Genomic DNA, 18,278 nt, shown 5'->3' with positions numbered 1-18,278 from the left:
GGATGGACGTGAAGCGCTACTTCCGTGGGCCGGTCATGTGGATCGTGCTGGCCGTCCTCGCCGTGGTCGTGTTGATGCAGGTCGTCGGCTCGTCCGGCGGCTACAAGTCGGTGGACACCAGCCAGGTCGTCAATGCGATCAACAAGGACCTGGTGAAATCGGCCGAGCTGACCACCGGCGACGAGAACAAGATCAAGGTCGAGCTCAAGGACGGCCAGAAGGTCAAGGGCAGCGGCAAGATCCAGGCGAACTACATCGGCGACCAGGGCGTCGACCTCGCCAAGACCTTGCAGGCCAAGGCCGACTCCAAGCAGATCTCCGACGGCTACAACGTCTCGACGTCGAAGCAGAACCCCTTCATCGGGGTACTGCTCTCGCTGCTGCCGTTCGTCCTGATCGTCGTGGTCTTCCTCTTCCTGATGAATCAGATGCAGGGCGGCGGCTCCCGAGTCATGAACTTCGGGAAGTCCAAGGCCAAGCTGATCACCAAGGACACCCCGAAGACGACCTTCGCCGATGTGGCCGGGTCGGACGAGGCGGTCGAGGAACTCCACGAGATCAAGGAGTTCCTCCAGGAGCCGGCGAAGTTCCAGGCCGTGGGAGCCAAGATCCCCAAGGGCGTCCTGCTCTACGGCCCGCCCGGTACGGGCAAGACCCTGCTCGCGCGCGCCGTCGCCGGCGAGGCGGGCGTCCCCTTCTATTCGATCTCGGGCTCCGACTTCGTCGAGATGTTCGTGGGTGTCGGCGCCTCGCGCGTCCGTGACCTCTTCGAGCAGGCCAAGGCCAACGCCCCGGCCATCGTCTTCGTCGACGAGATCGACGCCGTCGGCCGGCACCGTGGCGCGGGCCTCGGCGGCGGTCACGACGAGCGCGAGCAGACCCTCAACCAGCTGCTGGTCGAGATGGACGGCTTCGACGTGAAGGGCGGCGTCATCCTGATCGCCGCCACGAACCGCCCGGACATCCTCGACCCGGCGCTGCTGCGCCCGGGCCGCTTCGACCGGCAGATCGCCGTCGACCGCCCGGACATGCAGGGCCGTCTGGAGATCCTCAAGGTTCACCAGAAGGGCAAGCCGGTCGCCCCGGACGTCGACCTGGGCGCTGTCGCCCGTCGTACGCCCGGCTTCACCGGTGCGGACCTGTCGAACGTGCTGAACGAGGCGGCGCTGCTCACCGCGCGCAGCGACAAGAAGCTGATCGACAACCACTCCCTGGACGAGGCGATCGACCGTGTCGTGGCCGGACCGCAGAAGCGGACCCGGATCATGAGCGACAAGGAGAAGAAGATCACCGCCTACCACGAGGGCGGTCACGCCCTGGTCGCGGCGGCGTCCCCGAACTCCGACCCGGTGCACAAGATCACGATCCTGTCCCGCGGCCGCGCGCTCGGCTACACCATGGTCCTGCCCGACGAGGACAAGTACTCCACCACGCGCAACGAGATGCTCGACCAGCTGGCGTACATGCTGGGCGGCCGCGCGGCCGAGGAGCTCGTCTTCCACGACCCGACCACCGGTGCGGCCAACGACATCGAGAAGGCCACGGCCACGGCCCGCGCGATGGTCACGCAGTACGGCATGACCGAGCGGCTCGGCGCGATCAAGTTCGGCTCGGACAACAGCGAGCCGTTCCTGGGCCGTGAGATGTCGCACCAGCGCGACTACTCCGAAGAGGTCGCGGCCCTGGTCGACGAAGAGGTCAAGAAGCTCATCGAGACCGCGCACAACGAGGCGTGGGAGATCCTCGTCGAGAACCGCGACGTCCTCGACAACCTGGTTCTGGCCCTCCTGGAGAAGGAGACGCTGAACAAGGAGGAGATCGCCGAGGTCTTCAAGCACATCGTGAAGCGCCCGGCCCGCCCGGCGTGGACCGGTTCCTCGCGCCGTACGCCCTCCACCCGCCCGCCGGTGCTCTCCCCCAAGGAGCTCGCACCGAGCAACGGCGGCCAGCCCGTGGAGCAGGTCGACCTCCCGGACGACACCCGCCCGGAGCTCTGAGCCGGGAACAACAGCTGGACCCGGGCACATCACAGAGCCCGGAATGGATGCCGCGCCCCCCAGGTTATTAGCCTGGGGGGCGCGGCTTTCCGCATCGTGGCCGCCGTCGGCCCGTACGTACGCATGAGAGAACGAGGCAACTCCATGACCGACCCGGTGACGCTGGACGCCGAGAGCTCCATCGGCGCATTCGACGAGAAGCGGGCCGAGAACGCCGTCCGTGAGCTGCTGATCGCGGTGGGTGAGGACCCCGATCGTGAGGGGCTCCGCGAGACGCCGGCGCGCGTGGCTCGTGCGTACAAGGAGATATTCGCCGGGCTGTGGCAGCAGCCGGAGTCGGTGCTGACCACGACCTTCGACATCGGGCACGACGAGATGGTGCTCGTCCGCGACATCGAGGTCTACAGCACCTGTGAGCATCACCTGGTGCCGTTCCACGGTGTGGCGCACGTCGGCTACATCCCCGCGACCAGCGGCAAGATCACGGGTCTGTCGAAGCTGGCCCGCCTGGTGGACGTCTACGCCCGCCGCCCGCAGGTCCAGGAGCGGCTCACCACGCAGATCGCGGATTCGCTGATGGAGATCCTGGAGCCGCGCGGTGTGATCGTGGTCGTCGAGTGCGAGCACATGTGCATGTCGATGCGGGGCATCCGCAAGCCCGGCGCCAAGACGCTGACCTCGGCCGTACGCGGCCAGCTGCGCGACGCCGCGACCCGCGCCGAGGCCATGAGCCTGATCATGTCCTCCCGCTGAGACGCGAGAACGCGGGCCGCGGAAAACGAAGCCGCCCGTCACGACCTCGGTCGTGACGGGCGGCTTCGCTGTGTGCGGCGGGGGTCAGGCGCTGAGGCGGCTGCCCATCCACTGGAGGGTGCCGGGGATCTCACGGCGCCAGGTGTTGAAGTTGTGGCCACCGGATTCCAGGATCATCGAGGAGACGCGGGTGGGGTGCTGCTTGGCCCCGTCGATGAACTTCAGGGTGTCCCCGTAGTTGTGCTCGCCCTGCTTGCTGCTGGTCACCAGGAGGGAGACGGGCGGCAGCGGCTTGTTCTTCAGCCGCCACATCAGGTCGTTCTCCTTCTCCAGCTTCTTCTTCTGCGGGCCGTCGCCGAAGAGCTTGCCGGTCGTGGCGTCCTGGGCGGCCTCGTAGTAGCCGGACAAGGCGGCGGCGGCGCCGTAGGAGTCCGGGTGACGCATGGCGAACTTCAGTGCGCAGTAGCCACCGGTGGAGTCACCGATCACGCCCCAGTTCGCGGCCTTCATGCCGATGCGGTACTGCTCGGAGAGCCCTTTGCGCAGGTCCTTGGTGAAGAAGGTCTCGGTCTGCGGGCCGCCGGGTATGTCTATGCACTCGGTGTCGCGGGGCGGGGCGACCGTCGGGCGCATCATCACCAGGATGGTGGGCTGCATCTTCTTCGCCTTGGCGAGCTTCTGCGCCTCCTGCGGGTAGTGCAGGCCCTTGATCAGGGCTTCGGCGGTGCCGGGGAAGCCAGTCAGGACGACCGAGGCGGGAAAGGTCTTGTGGGCGTACTGCGGCTGGAAGTACTCCGGCGGGAGGTAGACGAACGCCGGGCTCACGATCTTGGACTCGGACCCTTTGATGTTGACCTTCTCGACCTTGCCCGCGATCGAGGGCACCGAGCCGTGGCCCTTCACCTGCTGGATGCCGAGGACCTCGACCGGCTTGCTGCCGGCGCTGTGGTCGACGACGACGCCCTGGCCCTTCTCCATACCGAAGAGGTCCGCCCAGGAGGCGAAGAAGCCGAAGGACTGGTTCGCCCAGAGGCCGATCGCGGCGAACAGCGTCAGCTGGGTGGCGAGCATCATGCCGAACCGGCCCAGGACCGACCCGACGCTCTTCTTGCCCAGACGGGGCCAGAGCCAAATGGTCAACGCGAAGAGCACTACCGCCGCCGCTATGGCAAGCAGCAGAACCGCCATGCTGGTGAGACCCATGAGGTGCTTTCTGCCGAGCGGCCGACGCGGGCCGCGGAATGGTTACTTCTTTCCGGGCTCGGCCCCCGGCGGAACCTCAACCCCGAAACCGTCGTCCTACAGGGCGCACATTGTCCGGGCGCTGCCGCCAGAAGGCGCAGGACCACTCGACAGGACGACGGGAAGAGATGTCTGTCAGGGTAGATGGCAAAAAGTCCGATGGGGTTCCCGAGGGAACCAAGCGACCTTCGAGGCTTGCGCGTATCGCCAAGGGGCCACGGCCCGAGAACGTGCCGACCGTGGTGGGATGGGTCGGCATCATCATCGGCCTGATGAACCTCGCGGCCGGCGTCTTCCCGCGGTTCCGCCTGAGCAAGGTCCACACCTGGGCCGAGGTCCTCCCCGGCACCGTGACCCAGCTCGCCGCGGCCGGCTCCATCGTCGTCGGCATCCTCATGCTGATGCTGGCCCACGGCCTCATCCGGGCCAAGAAGCGGGCCTGGGTCGCCGCCGTCGTCGTCCTGCCGGTCGGTGCGGCCGCCCAGCTGATCTACCGGCACTCGGTCATCGGCACGATCTGCTCGCTGGCGCTCTTCGCCTACCTGGTCTGGCACAAGCCCTCCTTCACGGCCCTGCCCGACCCGCGCAGCCGCTGGAAGGCGGTGGCGAACTTCATCATCATGGGTGGCGTCAGCTTCACCCTGGGCTGGATCATCGTCGGCTCGCAGTACAAGCACATGGTCGGCGACCCCTCCGTCCTCGAGCAGATCGAGCACGTGATCTGGGGCCTCTTCGGCTTCGAGGGCTCGATCCGCTACACCGACCACGTCGACTACACCGTCGGCTACTCCCTCGGCGCCCTGGGCCTGCTGACCGTCGCCTCCACGGCCTACCTCGCCTTCCGCCCGGCGTACCCGGCCGCGGTCCTCACCGAGGAGGACGAGGACCGGCTGCGCGAGCTGCTCGCCAAGCACGGCGCGCGCGACTCGCTCGGCCACTTCGCGCTCCGCCGCGACAAGAGCGTCGTCTTCTCCCCGTCGGGCAAGGCCGCCGTCTCCTACCGCGTCGTCTCCGGTGTGATGCTCGCCAGCGGTGACCCGATCGGTGACGTCGAGGCGTGGCCGGGCGCGATCGAGAAGTTCATGGAGCTGGCCAAGCGCCACTCCTGGACCCCCGCCGTCGCCGGCTGCAGCGAGACCGGTGGCGAGGTCTGGACCCGCGAGACCGGTCTGGACGCGCTGGAGATGGGCGACGAGGCCATCGTCGACGTCGACGACTTCTCCCTCACCGGGCGCGCGATGCGCAACGTCCGCCAGATGGTCAAGCGCATCGAGCGCAACGGCTACGAGACCAAGGTGCGCCGTGTCGGCGAGCTCAGCCCCGAGGAGCTGACCGCCGTCCAGCAGGCCGCCGAGGCCTGGCGCGACACCGAGGACGAGCGCGGCTTCTCGATGGCCCTGGGCCGCATCGGCGACCCCAAGGACCTCGACGCCGTCATCGCCACCGCCCACAAGGCGCCGGGGGAGGGCGAGGAGCCCGGTCCCTTCGGCGACCTGCAGGCCATGCAGCACTACGTGCCCTGGGGCCCGGACGGCCAGTCGCTGGAGCTGATGCGCCGCGACCGCAGCGCCGACCCCGGCATGAACGAGCTCCTCATCGTCGCCTTCCTCCAGGCCGCGCCCGACCTGAAGATCAAGCGCCTGTCGCTGAACTTCGCGTTCTTCCGCTCCGCCCTGGAGCGCGGCGGGAAGCTCGGCGCCGGCCCGGTCGTCCGCGTCCAGCGCGCGGTGCTGGTCTTCCTCTCGCGCTGGTTCCAGATCGAGTCGCTGTACAAGTTCAACGAGAAGTTCCGGCCCCGCTGGGAGCCCCGCTTCATCGTCTTCCCGAACAACCGCGACCTGCCGCGCATCGGCTTCGCGATGATGCAGGCGGAGGGCTTCCTGGAGCTGCCGCGCCTGCTGCGCCGCCGCCCGGCGGAGCCCAAGGAGTTCATGGACGAGGAGAAGGTCTCGGCCGCGGAGGTCACGCGCGCCGCGTGACCGTACGGCGGAGGCCCGGGGCCCCGTCCGGCAGCGAAGAGCTGCCGGGCGGGGCCCCGCCCGTATGCGGCGGCCGTGCCGCGCCCGGCGACGGCAACGCGCAGCTCGGCCAACGGGCAGGCGGCGCGCCCTTCACCGCACGCCCTAGGCTGGTGGCATGAGTGCGTTGCGTGGTCGATTCGGGCCGGTCGGTCTGCCGGAGTGGGACCGCTGTGCGGTGATGGGCGTGGTCAACGTCACGCCCGACTCGTTCTCCGACGGCGGCCGTTGGTTCGACACCGAAGGGGCGGTCAAGCGAGGTCTGGACCTGGCCGCCCAGGGGGCCGACCTGGTCGACGTGGGCGGCGAGTCGACCCGCCCGGGTGCGGCCCGGGTGGACGAGCGCGAGGAGCTGCGCCGGGTGATCCCGGTGGTCCGCGGGCTGGCGGCCGAAGGGGTGGTGGTGTCCGTGGACACCATGCGCGCCTCGGTCGCGGAGGCGGCCGTCGAGGCGGGCGCGGTGCTGGTCAACGATGTGAGCGGCGGCATGGCGGACCCGGCGATGGTGCCGGTGGTGGCCACCGCCGGGGTGCCGTTCGTGGTGATGCACTGGCGCGGTTTCAGCGAGGGCATGAACAGCCGGGCGGTCTACGGCGATGTGGTCGGCGAGGTCCTCGGCGAGCTGCGGCAGCGGCTGGACGCCGTGGTCGCCGCCGGAGTGGCCCCGGAGCGGCTGGTCGTCGACCCCGGCCTGGGCTTCGCGAAGACCGCGGACCACGACCTGGCCCTGGTCGCCCAGCTGGCCAGGCTCCGCAGGGAGCTGGGGCTGCCGATGCTGGTGGCCGCCTCCCGGAAGCGCTTCCTCGGCCGCGTGCTGGCCGGTGACGACGGCGGCAGCCCGCCCCCGGCGCGGGAGCGGGACGCGGCGACGGCCGCGGTGTCGACGATCGCCGCGCGCGAGGGCGCGTGGGCGGTGCGGGTGCACGAGGTACGGGCCAGCGCCGACGCGGTGCGGGTGGTGCGCGCCGTGGACCTGGCGGCGGAGACGGCGGGGGTGGCGATGGTGGCAGAGGCGGCGGGCGCCCCGGGCGCCGAGGGGGCCGAGTGAGCACGGCCCGTACGGACAGCGAGCGGGTCGAGCTGGCGAACACCGCGCTCTACGAGGCGGTGGAGCGCGGCGACACGGTGGCCATGGGGCAGCTGTGGCTGGACGACCCCGGGACCGAGGTGTCCTGCGTGCACCCGGGGTGGCCGGTGCTGCGCGGGCGGAGCGAGGTGCTCCGTTCGTATGCGCTGATCATGGCGAGCACCGACTACATCCAGTTCTTCCTGACGGACGTCGAGGTCGCGGTGGCCGGTGACACGGCGCTGGTGACCTGCACCGAGAACATCCTCAGCGGCGGCCCGTCCGAGACGGAGGGCGAGCTCGGGCCGCTGGTGGGCCAGCTGGTCGTGGCGACCAACACCTTCCGCCGGGTGGGCGACGAGTGGAAGGTGTGGTCGCACCACGGCTCGCCCGTGCTCGCGGGGCGTGAGGACGAGGACGAGGAGGGCCCGGAGGACAGGGAGGGCACGAACGGTCCGGAGGGGGCGTGACGGCCGGCCGGACGTCAGCACGGGAATGCGCCGAGCCACTCGTTCGGGGTGCCCGGCGGTCGGGTAGGGGTGAGGCACGGGTCCGGGGGTAAGCGCCGCGCGACCGCCCGGGGGCCCCGCGATTCCCTGTCCGTAACGTTCTTTGGCATCCGTGAACATCCGTACATGTCGTCGCGTATCGGCAGCGCACCATGGCGTCCGGGTGCGAGCGCTGTCGGTGCTCGCAGGTAGATTCGAAGTGGGTACCCCGGCCGACGGGGGGACGGGCGATGTGCCGGCGGTGCCGGTACGCACTCGCCATACCGACGACCAGCAGGAGTGATTCGTGTGGATCGTGTCGCGCTGCGCGGCCTGAAGGCCCGCGGGCACCACGGGGTTTTCCCCCGGGAACGCGAGGAGGGCCAGACCTTCATCGTGGACCTGGTGCTGAGCCTGGACACCCGGCCCGCCGCGGCCACCGATGACCTCACGAAGACCGTGCACTACGGCGTGGTGGCGGAGGAGGTGGTCGACGTCGTCCAGGGCGAGCCCGTCGACCTGATCGAGACCCTCGCCGAGCGGATCGCCCAGGTGTGTCTGAAGCACGAAGCGGTGCGGGAGGTGGAGGTCGTGGTGCACAAGCCCGACGCCCCCATCACCGTGCCTTTTGACGATGTGACGATCACTATTACGCGGAGCCGAGTATGAGCAGCAGCGACCCGACCGTGCAGCCGGTGCCCGCCTCCGTGGTGGAGCAGGTGGACGCCGCCGATGTGACCTTGAGCAACCCCAAGCGGGCCGTGATCTCGCTGGGCAGCAATCTCGGCAACCGCCTGGAGACCCTCCAGGGCGCGATCGACGCGCTGGAGGACACGCCCGGCCTGCGGGTCAAAGCGGTCTCCCCGGTGTACGAGACGGAGCCGTGGGGCGTCGAGCCGGGCACCCAGCCGGCGTATTTCAACGCCGTCGTCCTGGTGAAGACCACCCTCCCGCCGGACTCCCTGCTGGAGCGCGGGCACGCGATCGAGGAAGCCTTCGAGCGGGTGCGGGACGAGCGGTGGGGCCCGCGGACGCTCGACGTCGACATCGTCAGCTATCAGGACGTCCTCTCCGACGACCCCGTCCTCACGCTGCCGCACCCGCGCGTCCACGAGCGCGCCTTCGTGCTGGCGCCGTGGCACGACGTGGACCCGGAGGCCGTGGTCCCGGGGCACGGCGCGGTCGTCGAGCTGCTTGCCCAGGTCGGGCTCGAAGGGGTCGCACCCCGGGTAGACCTGGAACTCCGGCTGCCCGAGTAGGCGCCCGGCCGAGGAAACGTACGAGATGAGGAGCGAGGGCGCGGAGCGGTCCGCTCCGCGATCTGCTCACGGAGGAGCTGACCGGTGAAGCAACTGCGGGTCAGGGTGCTGGCCGGGCTGTTCGTCGTGGCCGGGGTGGTGTCCTGGGCGGGAGCCCGGCTGTGGGACGCCTTCGGCACACTGCCGAGCGTGCCCGTGGCGGCGCCCATCGTGCTGGCCGTCATCGCCGTCGTGCTGGCCGCGACGGCGCTCTCGCTGCGCGCCCGGCTGCGGGCGCAGCGCGAGCGGCGCCCCGGCGCGAAGGGCGTCGACCCCCTGGTGGCCGCCCGCGCGGTGGTCTTCGGCCAGGCGAGCGCGCTGGTGGCGGCCCTGGTCGGGGGCATGTACGGGGGCGTGGGCGCGTTCCTGCTGCTGGCCGGCCTGGACAACAACCCGGCCCGCCGGGACCAGACGATCTACGCCGGGGTGTCGGTGCTCGCGGCCGTCTGCGTCATGGTGGCGGCGTTCTTCCTGGAGCGGGTCTGCCGCCTGCCGGAGGACGACGACGAAGAGGAGGGGCCGGGGGCGGCTCGGGCTTGAGGGGTTGCTGGCGCTTGCGGTGGGCTTGTTCCCCAGCCCCGCCCTTTCCCGAAACCGGGGGCAAGCCCCCAGGCCCCCGCAACACGCTTCGCCGCGTTGTCCTCAAACGCCGGACGGGCTGGAAAACCAGCCCGTCCGGCGTTTGAGGACGCGCCCGGAGGGCGCTGGGGTCCGGGGTCCCCCCGGTTTCGGGAAGGGGCGGGGCTGGGGAAAAAGCCCGCCGCAGGCGCCAACAACCCGCACCGCAGAGGGGGTCACGCGGCGCACCCGCACAGGCCTCACTCCGCCGCCAGTCGCCCCCGCGTCGCGCCGCCGCCGAACGTCGCCGGGAGGAGGCCCGTCAGGATGATGCCGCCCAGGAGCGCGCCGCACAGGGCGCGCGCCGGGTGGGGGGCGTGGGGGTCGTACGGGGCGGCGTAGTCGGAGACGTCGTGCTCGGCGAGGGCGCGCGCCTGGCGGGCCAGGGAGTCCGCGTCGCCGGTCACGTGGAGGACCGCCGGGCCGCCCCTGGGCACCAGGGCGCGGGCCGTGGCCAGATGGCGTTCCGCCTCGGCCAGCCGGGTGCGGGCGCGGCAGCCGATCGCGCCCCGGTGGGTGCCGATGAAGTCCCGCGCCGCCGCGACCTCGCTCCGCGCGGCGCTCAGCGCCCGCTCCACGCGCCGCTGGGCGCGCCCCTCGTCGGCCAGGGCACCGGCCTCCGCGTCGAGGACGCCGGCGGTCTCCTGGAGGCGTCGCAGCACCGCCCGCGGGTCGTACCGCCCGCTCGCGATCTCCCGGTGGGCCTCCGCCAGCGCCTGTTCGGCGTCCGCCACCCGCCCGCCGTCCGCCGTGCCGGTGGCCAGGGCCTCGGCCAGGCTCGCCTCCGCGTCGGCCAGGGCGACCGGCAGCCGGGCGGCCGTGCCGGTGAGCTCGCGGGCGCGGCGCAGCGCCGAGGTGGTGAGCGTGCGGGCCTGCGCGAGGGCGGCCTCGGCGGCGCGCAGGGAGATCGCCGCGCCGTCGGCGTCGCCCTCCGCCAGGGAGCGGCGGGCCTCGGCCAGGCCCGCCGTGGCGAAGGCGAGGCGGTCACGGGCCTCGGCGGGGTGCCGGGTCACGGGGGAGAGCGCGGCCTTGGCGCAGCAGTCGGCGAGCGAGGCCAGCGCGGCCTCCGCGGTGTCGACGCGCGGCCCGAGCGCCCGCGCGATCTCCTCGGCGTGCTCCAGGATGCCGGTGGCGTTGACCTTCAGGGCCCGCAGCCGGTCGAAGGCCCCGGACTCCGCGTCCAGCCGGCGGTTGGCGCTGGTGCAGTGGGAGCAGATCTCGTCCAGGGTGCGGCGGCGGATCTCGTCGTCCTCGTACGGGGCGTCGTCCAGGCCCTGTCGCAGCCGGAAGGCGTAGGCGAGCTCGCTCCTCGCGTAGGCGACGGCCTCGGCGAAGGGGCGGGTGGCCGACTTGCCCAACTGGGCCGTGGTGAAGAGGAGTTCCTCGGCGCTCGTGCGGACCGCGTCGTCGGTCTCGACGAGGTTGCGCGCGGCCTCGGCCTCCAGTTCGGGCAGCGGGGTGAGCGGCTGGGCCAATCGGGCGAGGCCGGGCGGGGTGGAGGTGGCGACGGTGGGCCGCTCCCGCCGGGCGGCGCGGCGGTGGGCGGCCCGGCGGGAGCAGAAGCAGAGGTAGAGGCCGGTGAGCAGGGCCAGGACGGCCACCGTCACCGGCAGCCACACCCGGCGGTGGCCCGGCACGAGCCCGTCGCCGCCCGGGTCGCTGCTGCCCGGTGAGATCGCGGGGAGCTGCACCGGCTTGCCCTGGAGCACGGCGCCGTAGCCCTCGGCGGCGCCGATGGCCGCGCCCGCCCAGTCGTGCTGGGCCAGGGCGGGCGCGATGGCGGTGGCGGAGACGGTCTTCAGCTGCTGCGGGCGGAAGCCGGAGTCGGGGGCGGCGGAGACCGCGTACTGCCGCTCGTGGGTGGCGATGGCGAGCAGCACGTCGTGCGGGCCCAGGCCGTTGCGGTCGGCGGTGGCGTTCGCCCAGTCGTGCCCGGAGCGGCCGGAGAAGTCGCGCACGTAGGTGACGTACAGCTGGACGTGGTGGGCGGTGTGCAGCCGGTTGAGGGCGCTGTTGACCTGCGAGCGGCGCTGGCCCAGCGCGCCGACGGTGTCGGTGATCCGGCCGCCGGTGTCCAGGTCGAGGGGCGTGTCGGCGCGGGCGGCCGGGCCCGGGAGCGTGAGCGCGCACAGCGTGAGGAGGGCGAGGGGAGCCCTGACCCGGGCCCGGCCCGGCGCCCCCGGCCCGTACCGCCTGGAAAGCCGTGTCACATTTGGGAGCGTATGGCGGTACTGCCCGACTCGCTACCGGGAGCTCGTAGCCCTCCACGGAGCGTATTCGCGCCCGGCTCGCGCCGGGCTCACTCCCCGCGGCGCCGGATCTTGCTGCCCAGCCACACCAGTGGGTCGTACTTACGGTCGGTGGCCCGCTCCTTGAGCGGGATCAGCGCGTTGTCCGTGATCTTGATGTGTTCGGGGCAGACCTCCGTGCAGCACTTGGTGATGTTGCAGTAGCCCAGGCCGTGCTCGTCCTGCGCGGCGCGCTTGCGGTCGATGCCCGCCTCGGCCGCCGCGTCCAGGGGGTGCATGTCCAGCTCGGCGACGCGCATCAGGAAACGGGGCCCGGCGAAGGCCGGCTTGTTCTCCTCGTGGTCGCGCACCACATGGCAGGTGTCCTGGCACAGGAAGCACTCGATGCATTTGCGGAACTCCTGCGACCGGCCGACGTCCTCCTGCTTCATCCGGTAGTCCCCGGCCGCCACTCCCGGCGGCGGTACGAAGGCGGGCACCTCGCGGGCCTTCGCGTAGTTGAAGGACACGTCCGTCACCAGGTCCCGCAGCACCGGGAAGGCCCGCATCGGGGTGACCGTCACCGTCGCGTCCGGATCGAGGGAGGACATCCGGGTCATGCACATCAGCCGCGGCCTGCCGTTGATCTCCGCGCTGCACGAACCGCACTTGCCCGCCTTGCAGTTCCACCGGACGGCCAGGTCGGCGGCCTCGGTGGCCTGGAGCCGGTGGATGACGTCGAGGACCACCTCGCCCTCGTTGACGGCCACGGTGTAGTCGACGAGACCCCCGCCGTCCGCATCACCCCGCCAGACCCGGAAATGGGCGTCGTAACTCAAGTCGTCAACTCCTCGTCCGTCAGGTACTTCACCAGCTCGTCCTTCTCGAAGAGCGCCAGCAGGTCGCCGCGGATCGGCGGCATCTCGCGCCGGGCCACCCGCACCAGCCCCAGCAGGGGATCGGCCGCCGCGGAACCCGGGCTCTCCTCCGACAGCCGGCACACGAGGTTCACCCGGCGCCACTGCCGGTCCATCGCCGGGTGGTCGTCGCGCGTGTGCCCGCCCCGGCTCTCCGTGCGCTCCAGGGCCGCGCGCGCCACGCATTCGCTGACCAGCAGCATGTTCCGCAGGTCCAGGGCCAGGTGCCAGCCGGGGTTGAACTGCCGGTGCCCCTCCACCCCCGCCCGCCGGGAGCGGTCCCGCAGCGCCGCGAGCCGGCGCAGCGCCTCCGACATCTCGGGGCCCTTGCGGATGATCCCCACCAGGTCGTTCATCGACTGCTGGAGCTCCTGGTGGAGGGTGTACGGATTCTCCGCCGGGCCCTGCGAGACGGCCGGGTCGCCGCCCTCGGCGCCGAACGGGCGCAGCGCCTCCGCCTCGGCCGCCTCGATGTCGGCATCGGCCGCGGCCGGCCGCTCCGCCGCCGCGAGCCCCGCCGCGTAGCGGGCGGCGTGGAGTCCGGCCCGCCGCCCGAAGACCAGCAGGTCGGAGAGGGAGTTGCCGCCCAGCCGGTTGGAGCCGTGCATGCCGCCCGCGACCTCGCCCGCGGCGAAGAGGCCGGGCACGCCGACCGCCGCCGCCGTGTCCGGGTCGACGTCCACCCCGCCCATCACGTAGTGGCAGGTGGGCCCGACCTCCATCGGCTCGGCGGTGATGTCCACGTCCGCCAGCTCCTTGAACTGGTGGTGCATGGAAGGGAGTTTGCGGCGGATGTCCTCGGCGGGCAGCCTGCTGGAGATGTCGAGGAAGACCCCGCCGTGCGGGCTGCCGCGGCCGGCCTTCACCTCGGAGTTGATGGCGCGGGCCACCTCGTCGCGGGGGAGCAGCTCGGGCGGGCGGCGGTTGTGGTCGGGGTCCTTGTACCAGCGGTCGCCCTCGTCCTCGGACTCCGCGTACTTCTCCTTGAAGACGTCCGGGACGTAGTCGAACATGAACCGCTTGCCGTCGCTGTTGCGCAGCACCCCGCCGTCGCCGCGCACGGACTCGGTGACCAGGATGCCCTTGACGGACGGCGGCCAGACCATGCCGGTCGGGTGGAACTGCACGAACTCCATGTTGATCAGCGACGCCCCGGCGAGCAGCGCGAGCGCGTGCCCGTCGCCCGTGTACTCCCAGGAGTTGGACGTCACCTTGAAGGACTTGCCGATGCCGCCGGTGGCCAGCACCACGGCCGGGGACTCGATGGTGAAGAAGCGGCCGGACTCGCGCTCGTAGCCGAAGACGCCGGAGACGCGCTCACCGCTCTTGAGCAGGCGGGTGACCGTGCACTCCTGGAAGACCTTCAGCCGGGACTCGTAGTCGCCGGTCTCCCGGTGGTCCTCCTGCTGGAGCGCGACGATCTTCTGCTGGAGGGTGCGGATCAGCTCCAGGCCCGTACGGTCGCCGACGTGCGCCAGCCGCGGGTACTCGTGGCCGCCGAAGTTGCGCTGCGAGATCCGGCCGTCGGCGGTGCGGTCGAAGACCGCGCCCCAGGTCTCCAGCTCCCAGACCCGCTCGGGCGCCTCCTGGGCGTGCAGCTCGGCCATCCGCCACTGGTTGAGGAATTTGCCGCCGCGCATGGTGTCGCGGAAATGGACCTGCCAGTTGTCGCCCTGGTTGACGTTGCCCATGCTGGCGGCGATGCCGCCCTCGGCCATGACTGTATGGGCCTTGCCGAACAGCGACTTGCAGATCACCGCGCAACGCAGGCCCTGCTCCCGGGCCTCGATGGCGGCCCGCAGCCCCGCGCCTCCGGCACCGACCACGACGACGTCCCAGGATTGCCGGGCCGTACGCGACATCAATATGCCCCTCTCTGGGCTGGATCTCTAGCTGTCGGTCTCTAGCTGTCGGTCTCTAGAAGAAGCGCGGATCGTCGAAGGCGCCGCTGGCGACGAGATAGACGTAGAAGTCGGCGACCGCCACGCTGACCAGGGAGGCCCAGGCGAGCAGCATGTGGCGGGCGTTCAGCGCGCTGACCCAGCCCCACATGCGGTAGCGCACCGGGTGCTTGGAGAAGTTGCGCAGCCGGCCGCCGACGATGTGCCGGCAGGAGTGGCACGAGAGGGTGTACGCCCAGATCAGGGTGATGTTGGCGAGCAGCACGAGCGTGCCGAGCCCCATGTGACCCCACTCGCCCCGCGCGTTGCGGAAGCCGAGGACGGTGTCATAGGTGAGGATGCCCGCGACGATCACCGCGAAGTAGAAGAAGTAGCGGTGGACGTTCTGCAGGATCAGCGGGAAGCGGGTCTCGCCGGTGTACTTCTTGTGCGGCTCCGCGACCGCGCAGGCCGGGGGCGAGGCCCAGAAGCCGCGGTAGTACGCCTTGCGGTAGTAGTAGCAGGTCAGCCGGAAGCCCAGCGGGAAGATCAGGACCAGCAGGGCCGGTGACAGGCCCCACCAGGAGCCGAAGAGGCCCCAGTCCGCGCCGTCCTTCATGGGGACGCAGTTCTGCGCGACGCACGGGGAGTAGAACGGCGAGACGTACGGGGCGGCGTAGTAGTCGCCGTTGGCGAAGGCGCGCCAGGTGGAGTAGACGACGAACGCCAGCAGCCCGGCGGCCGTGGCCGCGGGCGCGAGCCACCAGCGGTCGGTGCGCAGGTGGCGGGGGGCGATCGAGGCGCGCGACGCGTGGTGCACGCCACCGGGGGACTGGCTGGGGGCGGTGGCGGTGCCTGTCCGGGGATCGGTACCAGTGGCCAAGTGGGACTCCGGGGAGGAGTGGGTGGTCGGTGTCTCTCCGCGCTGCCCGGGGGTGTCAGGGCGCGTGCCGGTCGCGGGCCCCGAGCCCCTCCTCGTCGGCGTCCTTCCACAGCGAGGCGTCGTACGGGGCGTCGGGTACCGGGACCGGCTCGGGGCGGGGTGCTTCCGGTGAGTGGGCGGAGCGCAGGAGCGTGACGCTCTCGCGCAGGTGGGCGGCGTCGGTGCGCACGCGTCGCAGCTCCAGGTCCCTGGCGCCCAGCAGGGGTTCCAGCCGGGCGAGCGCGCGGCCGAGGTCGTCGAGGCAGCGCTGGACTGCCGTCACTTCATCGTTCAGGGACATGGGTCCTTGCCCTCACTTCCGCGATCGGCGGTTGCGGGTGGCGACAGTGTTGCGACAGTGAGTGTCGCGCGTCACACCCCTCCGGGGGAAGATAGCGTTCGCGATCGCGCCGTCGGGGGAGGCGGCGCCCGCGTCGAGGGCCGGGGCCGCGTTCGCCCACGTGGGTGGCGTGCGGCCCGGCGGCGCCGTGTCGGCGCCCCTTTCGCCATGCCCGTCGCTTTGAGTGGTTGTCGGTAGATGCGATCAACCGCGCATTGCGCCGGACGAGCCATCCGGCGGCAGCCCAGTCCGGCGGAGGTATCCCATGGCCCCCCTCTCGGCCCTCTCGGCCCTCTCGGCACCCCTGACGACCCTGACCCGGTCCCGCACGGGCCGCTCCGCCGTGCTGCTCGCCGCGGGCGTCCTGCTCCCGCTGCCCGTCCTGGCCGGCTGCGGCGGGGGCCACGGCGGCGCCGAGGGCTCCGTCACCCCGCCGGACATCGCCGCCGCCCCGCGCGCCAAGGTCGCCGACCGCGGCACCCTGCGCTGGGCGGTGGACGCGCTGCCCGCGACCTTCAACACCTTCCAGGCCGACGCCGACCCCACCACCCAGCGCGTCGCCGGAGCGGTGCTGCCCGCGCTGTTCACCATGGACCGGAGCGGGCGCCCGCAGCGCAATGCCGACTACCTCACGGCCGCCACCGTCGCCGAGCGCGAGCCCCGGCAGGTCGTCGTCTACAAGCTCGACCCCAGGGCGGCCTGGAGCGACGGCAAGGCCCTGTCGGCCGCCGACTTCGAGGCCCAGTGGAAGGCGCTGCGCGGCAAGGACAGCGCCTACTGGACGGCGCGCAACGCCGGCTACGACCGGATCGACCGCGTCGAGCAGGGCGCGAACGCCCACGAGGTCAAGGTCACCTTCGCCAAGCCCTTCGCCGACTGGGCCTCGCTCTTCACCCCGCTCTACCCGAGGTCCGTGATGGGCAGCCCGGGCGGCTTCAACGACAGCGCTCGCAACGAGCTGAAGGTCTCCGCGGGCCCCTTCCGGGTCGACTCCCGCGACAAGGACGAGGGCACGCTCACGCTCGTACGCGACCCGAAGTGGTGGGGCGACCGGGCCAAGCTCGACCGCCTCGTCCTGCGCGCCGTGCCGCCCGGCGAGCGCGCCGACGAGCTGGCGGACGGCAAGCTCGACCTCGCCGACGTCAGCCCCTCCGTCGCGCACCGGATCATCGCCGCGAACAAGCCGCTGAAGAAGGGGGAGGGGGAGAAGGGCAACCGGGCCGTGGTGGGCAGGCCCCCCGAGGCCGAGGCGCTGCGCGGGCTGACCGTGCGCAAGTCCCTGGAGCCCGCCTACACCCAGCTCGCCCTCAACGGCGCCTCCGGCCCGCTGGCCGACGAGCGGGTGCGCCGCGCGGTGGCCCGCGCCATCGACCGCAAGGACCTCGCCGAGGTGGTGCTGCGCCCGCTGGGCCTGCCCGCCGACCCGCTCGGCAGCCACTTCTACATGGCGGGACAGCAGGGGTACGAGGACAACAGCGACGCCATCGGCGGGCCCGACCCCAAGGCCGCCGAGGCCCTGCTCGCGGACGCGGGCTGGCAGGAGAAGGGCGCCCACGGCTCGGCCCTGTCGAAGAAGCAGGCCGAGGCGGACAAGGCGGGCCGCCCGGACCGCGGCACCGAGCCCACGGAGGACGAGGAGGACACCCGGACCGCCGACGAGCCGGCCGCCGCCCCCGGCGAGGAGTCGGCCGCGGAGCGGCAGGAGCGCGAGGAGCGCACGGGCCAGCCCGGCGACGTCGACGAGAAGGCCCCCCGGGACGCGGGCGGCAAGGCGGTCGCCGCCCCGGTCCGGATGAAGGACGGCAAGAAGCTCAGCCTCCGCTTCATCCTGCCGGAGGGCGCGGCCGCCGAGCCGCTGCGGGCCGTCGGCGACCGCATCGCCCGGCGTCTGGAGGCGGTCGGCATCCACACCGACATCACGAAGGTCGCCGACGCGGGCTACTTCAAGGACCACATCGCCGCGGGCAGCTACGACCTCGCCCTCTACTCCTGGCCCGCGACCGCCTTCCCCGCGACCGACGCCCGGCCCGTCTTCGCCAAGCCGCAGCCCGCGGCCGACGGCTCGCTGCTGGTGGAGCAGAACTACACCCGGGTCGGCACGGACCAGATCGACCAGCTCTTCGAGCAGGCGTCCACGGAGCTGGACCCGGACGTCTCCCACGACCTGGTCGACCGCGCGGACGCCCGGATCTGGGCGGCGGCCGGCTCCCTCCCCCTCTACCAGCGGCCCGAGCTCGTCGCCGCCCGCGGCACCGTGGCCAACGCCGGGGCCTTCGGCTTCGCCACCCCGCGGTACCAGGACCTGGGCTTCCGGGGCTGACCGGGGTCCCGGGGCCGCCGGCCGATGCGAATACCGATGGAATTACCGCAGGTCAGAACACTCGTACGCATCCCCGGGCGGCCGAAGTCGGCGCGGGCCCGTACCATGGAGTGGATAGGCCGTGGCGTGTCCTGCCCGGCAGGCGCGCGTACCGGACCGTACGCGTCGCCATCCACGATTCCGGGAGAAGC

General features: G+C 71.8%; 15 protein-coding genes. 9 read left to right on the top strand and 6 right to left on the bottom strand.

Annotated features, from left to right (window positions below; genetic code table 11):
* The first annotated feature begins 2 nt into the window (after positions 1 to 2).
* Both ftsH and folE read left to right on the top strand, forming a co-directional pair.
* Positions 3 to 1,997: an ATP-dependent zinc metalloprotease FtsH gene (ftsH, locus tag AB0435_RS04560; RefSeq protein ID WP_366005687.1), complete on the top strand. Its 1,995-nt coding sequence runs from the start codon at positions 3 to 5 to the stop codon at positions 1,995 to 1,997.
* A gap of 144 nt (positions 1,998 to 2,141) precedes the next feature.
* Positions 2,142 to 2,750 carry a GTP cyclohydrolase I FolE gene (gene folE, locus AB0435_RS04555; protein ID WP_366426186.1) on the top strand — a complete coding sequence of 203 codons (609 nt, stop codon included), beginning with the start codon at positions 2,142 to 2,144 and terminating at the stop codon, positions 2,748 to 2,750.
* 84 nt (positions 2,751 to 2,834) lie between these two features.
* On the opposite strand, the gene AB0435_RS04550 is transcribed toward folE, so the two are convergent.
* Positions 2,835 to 3,953: an alpha/beta hydrolase-fold protein gene (locus tag AB0435_RS04550; protein ID WP_366005685.1), complete on the bottom strand. Its 1,119-nt coding sequence runs from the start codon at positions 3,951 to 3,953 to the stop codon at positions 2,835 to 2,837.
* 167 nt (positions 3,954 to 4,120) lie between these two features.
* Here AB0435_RS04550 and AB0435_RS04545 point away from each other — a divergent pair, with 167 nt between their 5' ends.
* The 6 genes from AB0435_RS04545 to AB0435_RS04520 all read left to right on the top strand — a co-directional run bounded on the left by AB0435_RS04545 (position 4,121) and on the right by AB0435_RS04520 (position 9,402).
* Entirely contained in the window at positions 4,121 to 5,971 is a 1,851-nt protein-coding gene (locus AB0435_RS04545; RefSeq protein ID WP_366005684.1) for a phosphatidylglycerol lysyltransferase domain-containing protein, read from the top strand.
* A gap of 157 nt (positions 5,972 to 6,128) precedes the next feature.
* Complete coding sequence (gene folP, locus AB0435_RS04540; protein WP_366426185.1) at positions 6,129 to 7,058, top strand: dihydropteroate synthase; 930 nt, start codon at positions 6,129 to 6,131, stop codon at positions 7,056 to 7,058.
* A complete protein-coding gene (locus AB0435_RS04535; RefSeq protein ID WP_366005682.1) occupies positions 7,055 to 7,546 on the top strand; it encodes a nuclear transport factor 2 family protein in 492 nt (163 codons plus the stop codon). Before folP ends, AB0435_RS04535 begins: the two co-directional genes overlap by 4 nt.
* 327 nt (positions 7,547 to 7,873) lie before the next feature.
* The gene (folB, locus tag AB0435_RS04530; protein WP_366005681.1) at positions 7,874 to 8,233 is read left to right on the top strand and encodes a dihydroneopterin aldolase; all 360 of its coding nucleotides are present in this window, start codon (positions 7,874 to 7,876) and stop codon (positions 8,231 to 8,233) included.
* Complete coding sequence (gene folK / locus AB0435_RS04525) at positions 8,230 to 8,823, top strand: 2-amino-4-hydroxy-6-hydroxymethyldihydropteridine diphosphokinase (protein ID WP_366426184.1); 594 nt, start codon at positions 8,230 to 8,232, stop codon at positions 8,821 to 8,823. Before folB ends, folK begins: the two co-directional genes overlap by 4 nt.
* An 84-nt stretch (positions 8,824 to 8,907) precedes the next feature.
* The gene (locus AB0435_RS04520) at positions 8,908 to 9,402 is read left to right on the top strand and encodes a DUF3180 domain-containing protein (protein ID WP_366005679.1); all 495 of its coding nucleotides are present in this window, start codon (positions 8,908 to 8,910) and stop codon (positions 9,400 to 9,402) included.
* A gap of 278 nt (positions 9,403 to 9,680) precedes the next feature.
* On the opposite strand, the gene AB0435_RS04515 is transcribed toward AB0435_RS04520, so the two are convergent.
* The 5 genes from AB0435_RS04515 to AB0435_RS04495 form a co-directional block, all read right to left on the bottom strand.
* Positions 9,681 to 11,690: a TPM domain-containing protein gene (locus AB0435_RS04515; RefSeq protein ID WP_366426183.1), complete on the bottom strand. Its 2,010-nt coding sequence runs from the start codon at positions 11,688 to 11,690 to the stop codon at positions 9,681 to 9,683.
* Between the two features lie 89 nt (positions 11,691 to 11,779).
* Positions 11,780 to 12,547, bottom strand: a complete 768-nt coding sequence (locus AB0435_RS04510; protein WP_366002830.1) for a succinate dehydrogenase/fumarate reductase iron-sulfur subunit — start codon at positions 12,545 to 12,547, stop codon at positions 11,780 to 11,782.
* Positions 12,544 to 14,487 (bottom strand): fumarate reductase/succinate dehydrogenase flavoprotein subunit, encoded by a 1,944-nt coding sequence (locus AB0435_RS04505; protein ID WP_366426182.1) that lies wholly within the window; start codon positions 14,485 to 14,487, stop codon positions 12,544 to 12,546. Before AB0435_RS04505 ends, AB0435_RS04510 begins: the two co-directional genes overlap by 4 nt.
* Before the next feature lie 55 nt (positions 14,488 to 14,542).
* A complete protein-coding gene (locus tag AB0435_RS04500; RefSeq protein ID WP_366002828.1) occupies positions 14,543 to 15,388 on the bottom strand; it encodes a hypothetical protein in 846 nt (281 codons plus the stop codon).
* Positions 15,389 to 15,443: 55 nt separating this feature from the next.
* Entirely contained in the window at positions 15,444 to 15,728 is a 285-nt protein-coding gene (locus AB0435_RS04495) for a hypothetical protein (protein WP_366002827.1), read from the bottom strand.
* Between the two features lie 304 nt (positions 15,729 to 16,032).
* Here AB0435_RS04495 and AB0435_RS04490 point away from each other — a divergent pair, with 304 nt between their 5' ends.
* Complete coding sequence (locus AB0435_RS04490; protein WP_366426181.1) at positions 16,033 to 18,087, top strand: ABC transporter family substrate-binding protein; 2,055 nt, start codon at positions 16,033 to 16,035, stop codon at positions 18,085 to 18,087.
* Positions 18,088 to 18,278: the final 191 nt, after the last annotated feature.

It is taken from the genome of Streptomyces sp. NPDC051173 (assembly GCF_040689515.1).
GTDB lineage: Bacteria > Actinomycetota > Actinomycetes > Streptomycetales > Streptomycetaceae > Streptomyces.
This window is presented reverse-complemented; position numbering and strand designations above follow the sequence as displayed.